The organism is Chromobacterium sinusclupearum, assembly GCF_002902845.1.
Lineage (GTDB): Bacteria > Pseudomonadota > Gammaproteobacteria > Burkholderiales > Chromobacteriaceae > Chromobacterium > Chromobacterium sinusclupearum.
The window spans coordinates 1-13,587 of the sequence record NZ_PPTF01000014.1 but is presented as its reverse complement, the minus strand read 5'-3'; the positions used below and the strand labels follow the sequence as shown (position 1 = coordinate 13,587).

General features: G+C 64.5%; 16 protein-coding genes. 7 read left to right on the top strand and 9 right to left on the bottom strand.

From position 1 onward, the window contains the following. Positions 1 to 67 precede the first annotated feature (67 nt). Genes dnaN through C2134_RS03120 form a run of 3 tightly spaced genes read left to right on the top strand, consistent with a single transcriptional unit; the run spans position 68 to position 2,740 of the window. Positions 68 to 1,168 carry a DNA polymerase III subunit beta gene (gene dnaN / locus C2134_RS03130; RefSeq protein ID WP_103317501.1) on the top strand — a complete coding sequence of 367 codons (1,101 nt, stop codon included), beginning with the start codon at positions 68 to 70 and terminating at the stop codon, positions 1,166 to 1,168. A gap of 23 nt (positions 1,169 to 1,191) precedes the next feature. Further along, positions 1,192 to 2,163 carry a D-2-hydroxyacid dehydrogenase family protein gene (locus C2134_RS03125; RefSeq protein WP_103317499.1) on the top strand — a complete coding sequence of 324 codons (972 nt, stop codon included), beginning with the start codon at positions 1,192 to 1,194 and terminating at the stop codon, positions 2,161 to 2,163. Positions 2,164 to 2,215: 52 nt separating this feature from the next. Then, positions 2,216 to 2,740 (top strand): cysteine hydrolase family protein, encoded by a 525-nt coding sequence (locus C2134_RS03120; RefSeq protein ID WP_103317497.1) that lies wholly within the window; start codon positions 2,216 to 2,218, stop codon positions 2,738 to 2,740. A gap of 60 nt (positions 2,741 to 2,800) precedes the next feature. Here C2134_RS03120 and C2134_RS03115 read toward each other — a convergent pair whose 3' ends face one another. From C2134_RS03115 to paeA, 3 genes are all read right to left on the bottom strand, one after another. Next, positions 2,801 to 4,408 (bottom strand): glycosyl hydrolase family 18 protein, encoded by a 1,608-nt coding sequence (locus C2134_RS03115; protein WP_103317495.1) that lies wholly within the window; start codon positions 4,406 to 4,408, stop codon positions 2,801 to 2,803. A 236-nt stretch (positions 4,409 to 4,644) separates the two neighbouring features. Continuing rightward, a complete protein-coding gene (locus C2134_RS03110) occupies positions 4,645 to 4,887 on the bottom strand; it encodes an acid-shock protein (RefSeq protein WP_103317494.1) in 243 nt (80 codons plus the stop codon). Between the two features lie 131 nt (positions 4,888 to 5,018). After that, positions 5,019 to 6,335, bottom strand: coding sequence for a polyamine export protein PaeA (paeA, locus tag C2134_RS03105; protein WP_103317492.1), 1,317 nt, complete (start codon positions 6,333 to 6,335; stop codon positions 5,019 to 5,021). A gap of 247 nt (positions 6,336 to 6,582) precedes the next feature. On the opposite strand from paeA, the gene C2134_RS03100 reads away from it, so the two are divergent. Further along, entirely contained in the window at positions 6,583 to 6,981 is a 399-nt protein-coding gene (locus C2134_RS03100) for an HIT family protein (RefSeq protein WP_103317490.1), read from the top strand. Positions 6,982 to 6,988: 7 nt separating this feature from the next. Here C2134_RS03100 and C2134_RS03095 read toward each other — a convergent pair whose 3' ends face one another. After that, positions 6,989 to 8,638: a methyl-accepting chemotaxis protein gene (locus tag C2134_RS03095; RefSeq protein WP_158248684.1), complete on the bottom strand. Its 1,650-nt coding sequence runs from the start codon at positions 8,636 to 8,638 to the stop codon at positions 6,989 to 6,991. Positions 8,639 to 8,817: 179 nt separating this feature from the next. Here C2134_RS03095 and C2134_RS03090 point away from each other — a divergent pair, with 179 nt between their 5' ends. Further along, positions 8,818 to 9,657, top strand: coding sequence for a sulfurtransferase (locus tag C2134_RS03090; protein WP_103317486.1), 840 nt, complete (start codon positions 8,818 to 8,820; stop codon positions 9,655 to 9,657). Positions 9,658 to 9,677: 20 nt separating this feature from the next. Here the strand turns inward: C2134_RS03090 and C2134_RS03085 are convergent, their stop codons facing one another. Both C2134_RS03085 and C2134_RS03080 read right to left on the bottom strand, forming a co-directional pair. Further along, the gene (locus C2134_RS03085; RefSeq protein ID WP_103317484.1) at positions 9,678 to 10,274 is read right to left on the bottom strand and encodes an alpha/beta hydrolase; all 597 of its coding nucleotides are present in this window, start codon (positions 10,272 to 10,274) and stop codon (positions 9,678 to 9,680) included. Continuing rightward, positions 10,274 to 11,050: an exodeoxyribonuclease III gene (locus tag C2134_RS03080; RefSeq protein WP_103317483.1), complete on the bottom strand. Its 777-nt coding sequence runs from the start codon at positions 11,048 to 11,050 to the stop codon at positions 10,274 to 10,276. The genes C2134_RS03085 and C2134_RS03080 overlap by 1 nt, the downstream gene beginning before the upstream one ends. Positions 11,051 to 11,115: 65 nt before the next feature. On the opposite strand from C2134_RS03080, the gene pyrE reads away from it, so the two are divergent. After that, the gene (pyrE, locus tag C2134_RS03075; protein WP_071108630.1) at positions 11,116 to 11,760 is read left to right on the top strand and encodes an orotate phosphoribosyltransferase; all 645 of its coding nucleotides are present in this window, start codon (positions 11,116 to 11,118) and stop codon (positions 11,758 to 11,760) included. Next, complete coding sequence (locus tag C2134_RS03070) at positions 11,760 to 12,347, top strand: DUF4124 domain-containing protein (protein ID WP_103317481.1); 588 nt, start codon at positions 11,760 to 11,762, stop codon at positions 12,345 to 12,347. Before pyrE ends, C2134_RS03070 begins: the two co-directional genes overlap by 1 nt. A gap of 26 nt (positions 12,348 to 12,373) precedes the next feature. Here the strand turns inward: C2134_RS03070 and C2134_RS03065 are convergent, their stop codons facing one another. The 3 genes from C2134_RS03065 to C2134_RS21805 all read right to left on the bottom strand — a co-directional run. Beyond that, entirely contained in the window at positions 12,374 to 12,703 is a 330-nt protein-coding gene (locus tag C2134_RS03065; RefSeq protein WP_103317479.1) for a hypothetical protein, read from the bottom strand. A 165-nt stretch (positions 12,704 to 12,868) separates the two neighbouring features. Next, positions 12,869 to 13,249, bottom strand: coding sequence for a YbaN family protein (locus tag C2134_RS03060; RefSeq protein ID WP_071108633.1), 381 nt, complete (start codon positions 13,247 to 13,249; stop codon positions 12,869 to 12,871). Beyond that, positions 13,246 to 13,587 (bottom strand): biliverdin-producing heme oxygenase (locus C2134_RS21805; RefSeq protein ID WP_199179865.1); only part of this gene is annotated, 342 nt, incomplete at its 5' end. The genes C2134_RS03060 and C2134_RS21805, both read right to left, overlap by 4 nt.

Below are 13,587 nucleotides of genomic sequence, written 5' to 3'. Positions count from 1 at the left end.
AACGCCAGCACATCAGCATAGTACGTCGTGATAAAATGGCGGATTGAACTGCCGTGGAAATCCGACCATGCTGCTGCGCACCGACCGCGATACCCTGCTCTCGCCGCTGGCCACTGTCTGCGGCGTGGTGGAGCGCCGCCACACCCTGCCCATCCTGTCCCACGCCCTGCTGCAAGCCGACGGCGAAGCGCTCGCCTTCACCGCCAGCGATCTGGACATCCAGGTGGAAAGCCGGCGCGAAGCGCCTGCCGAACAAACCTTCCGGCTATGCGTGCCGGCGCGCAAGCTGTTGGACATCCTGCGCGCGCTGCCCGCCGGGTGCGAGCTGCAGCTGAAACAGCAGGGCAGCCAATTGCTGCTGCAGGCCGCCGGCAGCCGCTTCCAGCTGCAAACCCTGCCGGCCGAAGACTTCCCCTTGCTGGCGGCCGACGACGACGCCACAAGCGACCTGGCGCTGAGCCAAGGCGAGCTGAAGCGCAAGCTTGGCCAAATCCTCTATGCCATGGCCGACCACGACATCCGGCCCTACCTGAACGCGCTATTGCTGCAACTCGATGGCGAGGCGCTGCGGCTGATCGCCTCCGACGGCATCCGCTTGGCCTTGCAGCGCTACCCGCTGCCGCACGCCCAGGCGCCGCGGCAAATGCTGCTGCCGCGCAAGGCCGCGCTGGAGCTGGCCAAACTGCTGACGGACCAGGACGAGGCGATCACGCTGGCACTGGGCGCGCGCCAGCTCGACTGCCGGCTGGGCGACACGCGGCTGCGCTGCAAGCTGGTGGATGCCCGCGCGCCGGATTACCTGCGCCTATTGCCGGACAACCATGACTGCGAACTGACGCTGCCGCGCCTGAGCCTGCTGCAAGCCGTGCAGCGGGTGGCGGTGCTGGCGCACGCCAAGATCCGCCAACTGGAGCTGGCGGTCCGCCCCGGACAGCTGGCGCTGCGCTGCCGCAACGCGGAGCGCGAAGAGGCGGAAGAGATTCTGCCCGCCGACTGGCAGGGCGAGCCGCTGGACGCCAGCTTCAATCTGCAATACCTGCTGGACGTGCTGAGCCATCTTCCCGCCGAGCATCTGCGCTTCGGCCTCGGCGCCGGCCAGCGCGGCTTGCTCGTCACCAACCCAGATGATCCGCACTTCCTGTATCTGGCGATGCCGCTGCGCGGTTGAACGACTATCTTACGGAGAACCCCATGCCCGCCATCCAACTGCTGATTCCCGACGACTACCAGCACATCGGCCCGCAACTGGCCGAACTGCAGCAAGACCCCGCCTATGCCTGCCGCAGCCTGGGCGACCTGTCCCGCGCGCCCGACGCCGGCGAAGCCCTGGCGCAGGCCGAGGCGCTGCTGCTGATCCGCGAGCGTACGGTAGTCGACGAGGCCCTGCTGGCGCGCATGCCGCGGCTGCGCCTGGTCAGCCAGACCGGCAAGCTGGCGCGCAATATCGATGTGGAAGCCTGCAGCCGCGCCGGGGTGGCCGTGGTGGAAGGCAGCGGTTCGCCGTATGCGCCGGCCGAACTGGCCTGGCTGCTGATCATGGCTGCCCGCCGCCGGCTCTCGGAAAATATCGACAGCTTGCGCCAAGGCCAGTGGCAAGGCCCGGTTGGCCAGTCGGTGCGCGGCCAGACCCTGGGCATCCTGGGCTTGGGCAAGATAGGCAAACTGGTGGCCGGCTACGGCCAGGCCTTCGGCATGCGGATCCTGGTCTGGGGCAGCGAGCGCGCCCGCGAAGAAGCGCAGGCGCTGGGTTATCAGGCCGCGGCCAGCCGCGAAGCCTTCTTCGCCGAGGCCGATGTGATCAGCCTGCACCAGCGCCTAGTGGCGGCGACAAGCGGCAATATCACGCTGGACGACCTGATGCGGATGAAAACCGACGCGCTGCTGGTCAATATCAGCCGCGCCGAGTTGATCGCGCAGGGGGCGCTGGAGACGGCGCTGGACGCCGGCCGGCCCGGCTTCGCCGCGCTGGACGTCTTCGAGCAGGAACCGGTTTATGACACGGCCCACCCGCTGCTGCGCCGGCCCAATGTGCTGTGCACGCCGCACCTCGGTTACGCCGAAGCGGCCAGCTACCGTCAGTATCTGGAGATCGCCTATCGCAACGCGGTGCGTTTTTTCCAGGGCGATACCAGCCATGTGCTGAACCCGGAAGCTTTGATCTGACAATCCATCGGCTGGCCGCTGTCAGCCGGCCGCATTCCACCAGGAGAAACCTGTGTCCGATACCGCCCTGCTGATCATCGATGTCCAAGTCGGCGTCGTCGAAGGCGAGTTGCGCGCCGCCCGTCTCGATTCGGTGCTAGACCATCTCAACCTCGCCCTCGCCAAGGCCCGCCAGCGCGGCATGCCGGTGATCTTCGTCCAGCATGAGGAAGACGATCTGCCGCATGGCTCGGCCGCTTGGCAGCTGCATCCCAAGCTGGCGCGGCAAGACGGCGACCTGCTCGTATTCAAGCGTTACGGCGACAGCTTCTGCGAAACCGATCTGGCGCAGCTGCTGCAAGCTCATGGCGTCAGCAAGCTGTGGATAAGCGGCGCCGCCACCGATTTCTGCGTAGACAGCACGCTGCGCAACGCGGTGTCGCGCGGCTACCAGGTCACCGTCATCGGCGACGCCCACACCACGGTCAGCGCCTTCGCGCTCAGCGGCGAGCAGGTGATAGACCACTTCAACGCCGCATGGAGTGCCACCAGCGCCACGCCGCAACCGCTGCGGGTACTGCCGGCGGCCGAGCTGTGAATCCGGGCAGGCCATGAAAAACGGCGGAGCAAGCCCCGCCGTTTTCTCATCCGCGCCCGCTTACTTCTTCACCGCCTTGGCTTTCGCCGCGGCAGCGGCCGCCGCGCGGCGCTTGGCGGCGGTGGCGGCGTCCTGCCGCACCTCGGCGCTGGTCTTCAGCAACGTCGCCTGCGCGTCGTCGCCGTCCAGCGACCAGCTGAACACGCCGCCCAGCTGTTGCGAGCGCACGTAGTCGAGCTTGCCGCGGATGGTGGCCGGATCGTCATAGCTCCAGAACTCGTTGCCGTCGTAAGTCCACAGCTGCTTGGCCACCGGGCTGACAAATTGCTTGGCGCTGCGGTTCACCAGTACGCGGTAGTCCTCGATGCCCTGTTCATACGTGCCCTTGGCCGGACCGGTGGCCACCTGATACAGGCCATCGCCCTTAGCTCCCGCCGCCACGCCAGCCCAGCCGCGGCCGTAGAACGGCAGGCCGACGTTGATCTTGGCGCGCGGCACGCCGGCCGTGACCAGCGTTTGCACCGCGTCGTCGACGGTGTAATAGACCTGATCGCCAGTCACCGGCGCGGCCGGATCGCGGTACAGATTGGACTGGAAGTTGGTTGGACCCTTGGCTTCCCAGCCGCCGTGGAAGTCGTAGGTCATCACGTTGAGCCAGTCCAGATAGGCGCTGTACTTGGCCGGTTCGGTATTGCGGATCTTGTCGACGCCGGAGCCGATGGCCGCGGTCAGGTAGTAGCGGCGTTTGTTCTGGGTGGACAGCGCATTCAGCTGGTTGCGGAATTCAGCCAGCAGCAAGGTGAAGTTCTGCCTGTCGTTCGGGTCCACGCTATTAGTCGGCAAGCCGCCGCCGCCCGGATATTCCCAGTCGATGTCGAATCCGTCGAACACGCCCAGCGCCGCGCCGGCGCCGCCGGCATCCTGGTCCTTGGGCAGGTTGCCCTTGATGTAGAGGTCGATGCACGAGCTGACCAAGGTCTTGCGGGCGGCGTCGGTGGCGGCGAATTGGCCGAAGTTCTTCGACCACGTCCAACCGCCCAGCGAGATCAGCACCTTCAATTGCGGATTGGCCAGCTTCAGCTTGCGCAGCTGGTTGAAGTTGCCGCGCAGCGGATCGTTCCAGTTGTCGCCCTTGCCGTCCACCGACTCGTTGGCGGCGAAGGCGCGCTGATAGTCGGCCCAGGCATCGCCGCCATCGCCATTGCCGTTCTCGGCGCGGGTCACCATGCCGCACTGGCCGTTGGCGTAGACGTTGCCGAAGGCGTAGTTCAGGAAGGTCAACTGCTTGTCGCCGCCGGCCTTCACCAGATTGAACACCTTGTAGTTTCGATCGTAGATGCCCCATTGGGTGAAGTAGGAGCCGACATTGCGGCCCACGGTCGGCGTGGGTTCCGGCGGCACGCCGCTGCTGGGCTGGCCTGGATCTGCCGGCGAACACTCGCTGGCCGGGCGCTCCTGCCAGGCGCCCCATTGGCTGCTGCCCGGCTGCTCGCCCTGGGTCCACCAGCTGGCGCGCCAGGTCTTGCCGCTGAAAGTAGCGTAATCGCCGGCGTTGTAAACCTGGGAACTGCTCCACGGCGAGCAGCTGGGCGCGGCCCAAACCGCCTGGGTCAGCGCGAAGGCGGCGCCGATGGCCAGCAGCGTGCGCGACAAGGGGAAATGCAGCATGGTGGTTCTCCTCGATTCGATGATGATGCGGCGCATGCGGCGCCCTGACCCTGCAAACCCGATGATGAATGCATCATGTGGTATTACATTGGTATCAGAATCGAAAGTTCCACTGCAGAATACAAGGAGAAAATTAACTACCTGTCATTTAGGTCAGCTGGTCTGGAGTAGAAGCCAGGCAACAAAAAAGGAGGCTTGCGCCTCCTTTTTGCTGTTATCGAGATGGACCCGACCGTTTAGCCCGCCTTTTTAGCGTGGTGCGGCTTCTTGTGATGCTTGTGGTGGTGGTGCTTTTTCGCCGCTTGGGCCTTTTGCGCGGCCGGAGCGGAGCTGGCCTTCTTGGCATGCTTCTTGTGATGATGCTTGTGGTGCGCAGGCGCGGCAGCCTTGGCGGCCGGAGCGGAAGCGTCCGCGGCGTAGGTGGCGACGGAGGTCAGGCCCAGGGTAGCGGCCAACAGGAGGGCGGTCAGTTTTTTCATGGTCAGTCTCCCGAATCCAGGTAGGGGATTGTTGTCTGGAGCGCCACTCGGCGCATCCTTGAACTCATCTTAGGCAGGCCGCCCTATTCCGTCTGTGAGTCCCATGTAAGCGGGTGTAACCAATCGTAATATCAGCGCGCGGATTCGATCTCGGCCACCGCCGGCGGTATCCGCGTCACCAGCAGCTGGTCGATGCGGTAATTGTCGATGTCCACCACTTCAAACTTGTAGCCTTCAAACTCCACGTTGTCGGTGCGTTTGGGAATCTTGCGCAGCATGTACATCATGAAGCCGGCGATGGTTTCGTAATTCTCATCATCCGGAAACGCCTCGATATCCAGCGCCCGCAGCACGTCCTCCACCGGCGTGGCGCCGTCCACCAGCCAGGAGCGCTCATCGCGCTTGACGATCTGCTCCTCCTGGAACTGGCTGACCAGGTCGCCCATCACCGTGCTCATCACATCGTTGAGGGTGATCACCCCCACCACCAGAGCGTATTCATTCATCACCACCGCGAAGTCCTCGCGCGAGGCCTTGAAGCGCTCCAGCAGCTCAGACAGGGTCAGCGAATCCGGAATGATCAGCACATTGCGTATCGTCAGCTCGCGCTTCATCGACAGGCTTTGCTGGTTGATCAGCCGCATCAGGATGTCCTTGGAATCGACATAGCCGATCACCGAGTCGATCACGCCGTCGCACACCAGAAACTTGGTATGCGGATGTTCGGCGATCTTCTGTTTGATGCTGGCTTCATCTTCATGCAGCGTGAAGTAGATGATGCTTTCGCGCGCGGTCATCGATGACGGCACGGTGCGGCTTTCCAGCTCGAACACGTTTTCGATCAAGTGGTGCTCGCGCTGTTGCAGCACGCCCGCCTCGGCGCCGGCATCCATCATCGCCACGATATCGGCCGAGGTGAGATCATCCGGCCGGCCGGTGGGCACGCCGAACAGGCGGAAAAACACATTGGCCAGGCCGTTGAACAGCCACACCAGCGGGCTGCACACCCGCACACAGAACAGCATGGGCCGCACTACCAACAGCGCGATGCGCTCCGGCGCCACCATGCCCAGGCGCTTGGGCATCAGGTCGGCAAACAGCACGAACAAGGAAGTGACGGTGACGAAGGACAGGATGAAGCTCAGATGCTCCACCCACGGCGCCGGCGACACCAGATGCAGCATGGCGGAGAAATACGGCGTGAAGGCCGCCTCGCCTAGGATACCGGCCAGGATGGCCACGGCGTTCAGGCCGATCTGCACCACGGTGAAAAAGTGCCCCGGCTGTTCCTGCAGCTCCAGCACCCGCTCGGCGCTGGCATTGCCCTCTTCCGCCAGCTGGCGCAGCTTGATCTTGCGCGCGGCGGCCAGAGAGATTTCCGACACCGAGAAAAAGGCACTGGCCGCAATCAGCAGGCCGATGACAAAAAGACTATTGGCAAAACTCACATTGATTCCCGACTGTTTATGATTCTGGAACGCCTGTCGGCGCTTGGCGCCGTCGACCCAACCCGATCCCTCGCCGCCCAGCCATCATGATGGTACGGCTGGCGCGGACGCGCCTTGACGCAGATGCGCTGCCGGGCCGGATTGAGCGCTGCAACGCCGACGCTGTCAGTATAACAGACCGCCATGACTGCCCCATTGCGCATAGCGGGGGTAGAATCGACGCCACGATAGCAACAGGAAACGCATCATGGATTGTGAATTGTGTCAGGCTCCCGCCGGAGAGCTGCTGTTCGAAGACGCCTGGCTACGGGTGCTGCTGGTCGACGAACCCGGCTATCCAGGCTTCTGCCGCGTGATCTGGCGCGGCCATGTCGCCGAAATGACCGACCTCCCGCCCGATCAGCGCCAGCATCTGATGGATTGGGTCTACCGCACCGAGACGGCGCTGCGCCAGGTGATGCGGCCGGCCAAGATCAACCTGGCCAGCCTGGGCAATATGGTGCCGCATCTGCACTGGCATGTGATTCCGCGCTTTGCCGACGACGCCCACTTCCCCAGCCCGATCTGGGCCGCGCCGCGCCGTGCCGGCGCCGATCACGGCCTGCCGCAGCTGGCCGCGCAGTTGCGCGCCGCCCTGGCCGGCTGATGCCCGCTCAGGCGGTGCGGAAGCGGCTGATCGCCTGATCCAGGCCATGCGCCAGCTGCGACAGTTGCTGCGCCATTTCGGACGAGGACTCGACTGACTGGCCGTTTTCCACGCCCATGCTGGCGATGCGCTCCACGTTCTTGGCCGCATCGTTGCTGGCGGTGCTCTGCTCGCGCATCGCGCCGGCGATCTCGCTGGTTTTTTCCAGCAGCCCCGACGACAGCTCGCGTATCTGCGCCAATTTCTCGCTGACCTGCTCGCTCAGCGTCACGCCGCTCCCCACCCGCTTGGCGGCCTCGCGCATGCTGGTGACGGCGGTGGTGGTGTCGCCCTGCACCGCCTGGATCTTGGACGAAATCTCGCCGGTGGCCTGAGCGGTGCGCTCGGCCAGCTTGCGCACTTCGTCCGCCACCACCGCGAAGCCGCGGCCCATTTCGCCGGCGCGCGCGGCCTCAATCGCAGCGTTCAGCGCCAGGAGATTGGTCTGTTCGGCGATGTCGTGGATCACCTCTACGATATTGCCGATCTCGTCGGAACGCTGGTTCAGCGAGTTGATCACCGTCTCCGACTCGCCTATCACCCGGGCGATTTCCTGCATTTCCCTGGCGGCATCGCCCGCCACCTGGCTGCCGCTGACCGCTTCCTGCATGCTGCTGCGCGCCTCGCTGGCCATTTCCACCGCGTGCTCAGCCACCAGATTGATGCTGACCGTCATCTGCTCCACCGCGGCGGCGGTAGACGATGAGGCGTCGGTCTGCTGCCGCGACGCCTCGGCGATGCGCTGCGATACCTGCGACAGCGAGGCCGCCGTCGAATTGACTTGGTTGGAATCTTGCCGGGTGCGGTCGATGAAGGCGCGCAGATTGCCCAGCAGTTGCGCCAGCGCGCGGCCGGTTTCGCTGACCTCGTCGCGGCCATGCTGCTCTATCTTCACCGTCAGATCGTTGTGTTCGGCCGCAAAGCGCATCCGCTCCTGCATGGAGTCCAGCGGTTTGGTGATGGAGCGGGCGATCACCCAAGCCAATGCCGCGCCGCCCAGCAGCACCGCCAGCAGCAGCGTCAACAGGAAAGCGGCGGCGCGCTCCATCGCCGCCACCATGGCGTCTTCGGATTCTTTCGCGGTGTTGTCCGCCAGCTCCCGCAGCTTGATCAGCGTGTCCCGCGCCGCGTAGAGCTTGGGCTTGAAGGGAATGATATTGGCGTCGGCGACATTGGCCGCGGTGATTTCACCCTTTTCTATCTTCTGGTACAGCCCAGCCATGCCCTGGGCGTAGCCATCCAGACCGGACAGCACGCCATCGAACTCCGCCTGATGATCGCCGGCCATCGCCATGGCCTTGGCTTCGCCCACCTGATCGCGCAGCTTGGCGATGCTCTTGTCCAGGGCTTGCTTATTGGTCTGGATGCTCTGATCGGTGTTCGCCGGGTTGCCTATGCTGATGAAGATATTCTTCTCATCCTGGCGAATCTGCATCATGGTGCGCTGCATGCGGTCCAACTGGTGGCGGAAGGCGATCTTTTCGTTGACCAGCACCTTCAGCTCCGCCTCTAGATTATTCATCGTCCACCAGGTGCCGCCGCCCAGCACAAACATGGCGAGCAGCAAGCTGCACGCCAACAGCAGAATGCGCTGGCCAATAGTCAAAGTATTAAACATGTCCATCCCCAATACTGGATTGTTTTGATTGGCCGTCCCTAAACATGGCGACAGCCTGTCATCTCAGCTTACTCTGCCAATTAAACAATCGAAATGAAGAATGTTAATGTTTTAGCACACTTGCCAGGATTCACATCCTGCCATTAGCCTGAACGTCCAACGATTACGCTGAAGACGCCATGTACACCACGCTGATCACGCCGGAACAACTGTCTAGCCTGCCGCCTGCCGAGGTGGTCGTGCTGGATTGCCGCTTCCAGCTGGACAATCCCGACTACGGCCCCGCCGCCTACGAACAAGGGCATCTGCCCGGCGCCCACTACCTGCATCTGGACTACCATCTGTCCTCCAGCAAGAACGGCCGCAACGGCCGCCATCCCTTGCCGGATGGCCAGCGGCTGGCGGTGGATCTGGGCGCGATAGGGGTGGATGCGGCTACGCAAGTGGTAGCCTACGACGACGGTTCCAGCCAATACGCCGCGCGCGCCTGGTGGCTGCTGCGCTGGCTGGGCCATGACAAGGCGGCGGTGCTGGATGGGGGCCTGAAAGCTTGGCTAGCCGCCGGCCTGCCGCTGGATCAAGCGCCGCCGGCCCGCCGCTCGCGCCGCTTCGCCATCCGGCCGTCGCTGGCGGCAACCGTCGATGTCGACGCCGTGCTGGCCAATCTGCAAACACAGGCCTTCACCGTGGTGGACGCTCGCAGCAATGAGCGCTTCCACGGCATAGGCGAGACGATAGACCCGGTGGCCGGCCACATACCGGGCGCGGCCAACCGCTTCTTCATGAATAATCTGGACGCCGAACAGCGCTACAAGCCGGCCGCGCAATTGCGCGCGGAATGGGAGGCGCTGCTGGGCCAAGGTTTCGACCCCGCCGCCATCGTCCACCAATGCGGTTCCGGCGTCACCGCCTGCCAGAACCTGCTGTCGATGGAGATCGCCGGTTTTTCCGGCAGCCGGCTCTATCCCGGATCGTGGAGCGAATGGTGCAGCGACCCGGCGCGGCCGGTGGCGCGCTGACAAGCGGCGCGCCCGTCGCGTCAAGCCAGAATCAAGCGCTGCAGCAGGCGCTGTCCGGCCGCCCAGCTGCCCAGGCCGGCGTGGCTGCCCATATGGCCGGCCATGCCGCCGTCGATGAACTCCGCGCCCCACAGCGCGGCCATCCGCCGCGCTTCTTCAAACTCGCAGAACGGATCGTCGCGGCTGGCCACCAGCAACGCCGGCACCGGCAGCTTGCGCTCCGGCAGCGTCTCGAAGCCGGCGAAAGTCGGCAGCGGCGCGCCTGCCGGCAGTTCGCCGCTGGCGCGGGCCCGCTCGTCGGTCAAAGGAATCGCCGGCGGCGCCACCAGCAGCGCGCCCTTGACCTTGCTCTGCTGCTGCAGCGAAGCCTGCAGCAGCCACGCGACGGCGGTATGGCAACCCAGGCTGTGCGCGGCGATGACCAGTTTGCCGGGAATCGCGGCAATAGCCGCATCCAGACCGGCCACCCATTCGTCGCGGGTCGGGTATAGCCAGTCGCGCTGCTCCGCGCGGCGCGCCAGCGGATAGGTCTTCTCCCAATAGCCGTGCCAGTGCGTGTCGCCGGAATTGCCCCAGCCCGGCACCGTCAGCAGCGTGACGTCATCGTCGTCCCACATCACAGGCTCCGGCGGTAGTCGACGATCAAGGGCGCGTGGTCGGAGAACTTCTCATCCTTGTACACGCTGGCGGATTGGGCCAGCTCCAGCAGCGACGGCGTGACGATGTGGTAATCGATGCGCCAGCCCACGTCCTTGGCGTAGGCCTGGCCGCGATTGCTCCACCAGGTATAGCCTGGCGCCTCCGGATACAGATTGCGCCACACGTCGCGCCAGCCGACGCGGCCCAGCAGGTCGGTCATCCAGGCGCGCTCCTCCGGCAGGAAGCCGGAATTCTTCAGATTGCCCTTCCAGTTTTTCAGGTCGATCTCATTGTGGGCGATGTTCCAGTCGCCGCAGATCACGATGTCGCGGCCGGCCGCCTTCAGCTTCTCCAGATGCGGCATGAACACATCGAGAAAATCGAACTTCACCTGCTGCCGTTCATCGCTGCTGGAGCCGGACGGCAAGTACAGCGAGATGACGGACAGATTGCCGAAATCCAGCTGCAGGAAACGGCCTTCGGCATCGATCCAGTCCACGCCCAACCCCTCCACCACCGCGTCCGGCTGGCGGCGGGTATACAGGCCGACGCCGCTATAGCCTTTCTTCTCGGCATAATGGAAATAGCCGGTCAGGCCGTCCGGATTGCGCATCCGATCCGACAGATCGCCGGCCTGCGCCTTCAGTTCCTGCACGCAGACGAAGTCGGCGTGGATGGTGGCCAGCCAGTCGAAAAAGCCTTTCTTGTCCGCCGAGCGGATGCCATTCAGGTTGGCGGAAACGATTCGAAGCAAGGGTATCTCCCGTGTTATGCTTGCGGCAATTTAGGGTCTGTTAACGATTTCATCAAGGAGTGAAGATGAGCGATTTCCGTCAAGAGTTTATTCGTTTTGCGCTCGACAAGCAGGTTTTGAAGTTTGGCGAGTTCATCACCAAGGCGGGACGCAAATCGCCGTACTTCTTCAACGCCGGCCTGTTCAACGATGGCGAATCCACGCTGAAGCTGTCCCGCTTCTACGCCCAGTCCATCCTGAACAGCCAGGTTCAGTTCGACATGCTGTTCGGCCCGGCCTACAAGGGCATCATCCTGGCCGCCGCCGCCGGCATGGCGCTGGCGGAACAGGGCCGCAACGTGCCGTTTGCCTACAACCGCAAGGAAGCCAAGGACCACGGCGAAGGCGGCACCCTGGTCGGCGCGCCGCTGCAGGGCAAGGTGCTGATCATAGACGACGTGATTTCCGCCGGCACCTCGGTGCGCGAATCGGTGGAGCTGATCCGCGCCGCCGGCGCCACCCCAGCCGGCGTGGCCATCGCGCTGGACCGGATGGAGCGCGGCCAGGGCGAATTGTCCGCGGTGCAGGAAGTGGCGCAGCAACACGGCCTGCCGGTCGTGGCCATCGCCACGCTGAAAGACGTGCTGGGCTTCCTGGAAAACAGCCCGGAGCTGGCCGCCCACCTCGACGCGGTGCGCGCCTATCGCGCCCAGTACGGAGTCGACTACTGATGAAAGCGCTTGCCGGATTGCTGCTGCTGTTGTGTTCGCTGGCTCACGCCGACGTGTACAAATGGGTGGACGAGTCCGGCAAGACGCATTACAGCGACGCGCCGCCGCTGCAAGGTCAAAGCCGCGGCGTGGCGCAGCTGAGCAAGCAGGGCATGGTGAAAAAGCCGGCCGAAACCGAGGCGCAGCGCCAAAGCCGCGAAGCCTCGGCCGCCGCCGCCAGGCAGCTGCTGCAAAAGCAGCAGGATGCCGCGCGCCATGACCAGGCGCTGGTGCAGAGCTACTCCACGCTGGCGGAGCTGCAGGCCGACCGCGAAAAGCAGCTCTCCGTTCTGCAGTCGGCCTATCGCGCGCTGGAGCTGCGCGCCCAGGGCCTGGCCATCCAGCAGCGCGACTTGCAACAAGACCTCGAACAGCACAACAAGCAGCATCAAAAACCGCCCGCCGCCACGCTGCACAATCTGCAAGTGCTGCAACGCGAACAGAAAGACCTACAGGCCCTGATGGCGTCCAAGCGCGCCGAAATCAACAACTACCAGCAGAAAATGCAGCAGGACCTGCAGCGCTACCGCCAGCTCAGCGGCAAATAGCGCGGCTCGTCAGGCTTGCGCGGCTATTATTGCCCGCCTTCCTTGCGCTGCCAGGCCTGTTGCAGCGCCTGGGTAGCCTGCTGCAAGGTCTGCTGCGCGTTGCCCTGGGCCGTGGTGGCCTCGTTCAGATCGGCGCTGGCCTTGTCCAAGGCCGCCTGGGCGCCGGCGAGTTTTTGTTCGGCCAACGCCTTGGCGTCCTGCGCGTCCTTCAATCGCTTGTCGGCCGTTCGCTGCTGGCTCTCCGCCTGCTGAAACGCCATCTGCGCCGCCAGCAATTGCTCATCGACGGTTTGCGCCAGCGCAGCGCCAGACCACAGGGCCGCCAGCAACAGCCCGCTCTTCGTCAGCATCTTCATGGTTCCCCCTTCTTCGGCCAAGCGGCCGCCAAGCCCACATTATGCGGCAAGCCCGCTTCTGACGACATGCTTGCATCTTCGCCGCGCATTCTTAGGGGCTGTTGAAGTGTGCTGGGTGGATTGCGTTTGCGCCCGGCGCGACCGCTCACCAAACGTCAACAGCCCCTATGGCTTCGACGGCCGGCTCAGCAGATACAGCAGCACCGACAGCTCGATCGCCGCCACCAGCCATGGCACCCAATGCGGCGGCCTGGCCAGCAACAGGGCAACGAATCCGGCCCCCATGCCCAGCGCGGCGAAGCATTTGGCGCGCGCGGGCACGATGCGCTGTTCGCGCCAACGGCGCAGGCCGGGGCCGAAGCGCGGATGGTCCAGCAGCCGCTGCTCCAGCCGCGGCGATGATTTGCTGAAACAAGCCAGCGCCAGGATCAGGAAAATGGTGGTGGGCATCACTGGCAACAGCGCGCCGATCACGCCCAGTCCGACCATCAAGACGCCGCTTAGCAGGTAAAACCAGCGCACCGCCGGATACTGCCCAGGGCTCAAGCGTACACCTGGTCCAGATGGCCATTCATGCAAGCGAAGGCCGCCACCGCGCCGGCGGTGACGCGGGCCTCCGCCGCCTCATCCAGCTGCAGGCCGTCCAGCACGGCGGTGAAAGCGCGCCAGTGGCGGGCGCGGCCATCCGGATGACCGGCCAGGTGGCGGGCGCCGCAGTGCTCGTCCAATCCGAGTTTGCCGGCCAGCTTATACAGGATGGCGGCGCCCAGCTTGGAGCCTTCCACCACATACAGCCAGCCCATCGCGGTGGCGACGTCCAGGGTTTCGCTGATCGGCGCATCCTGCAGCTGCGGCAGCGGCCGGCCCAGATCGGCCAGGTCGGC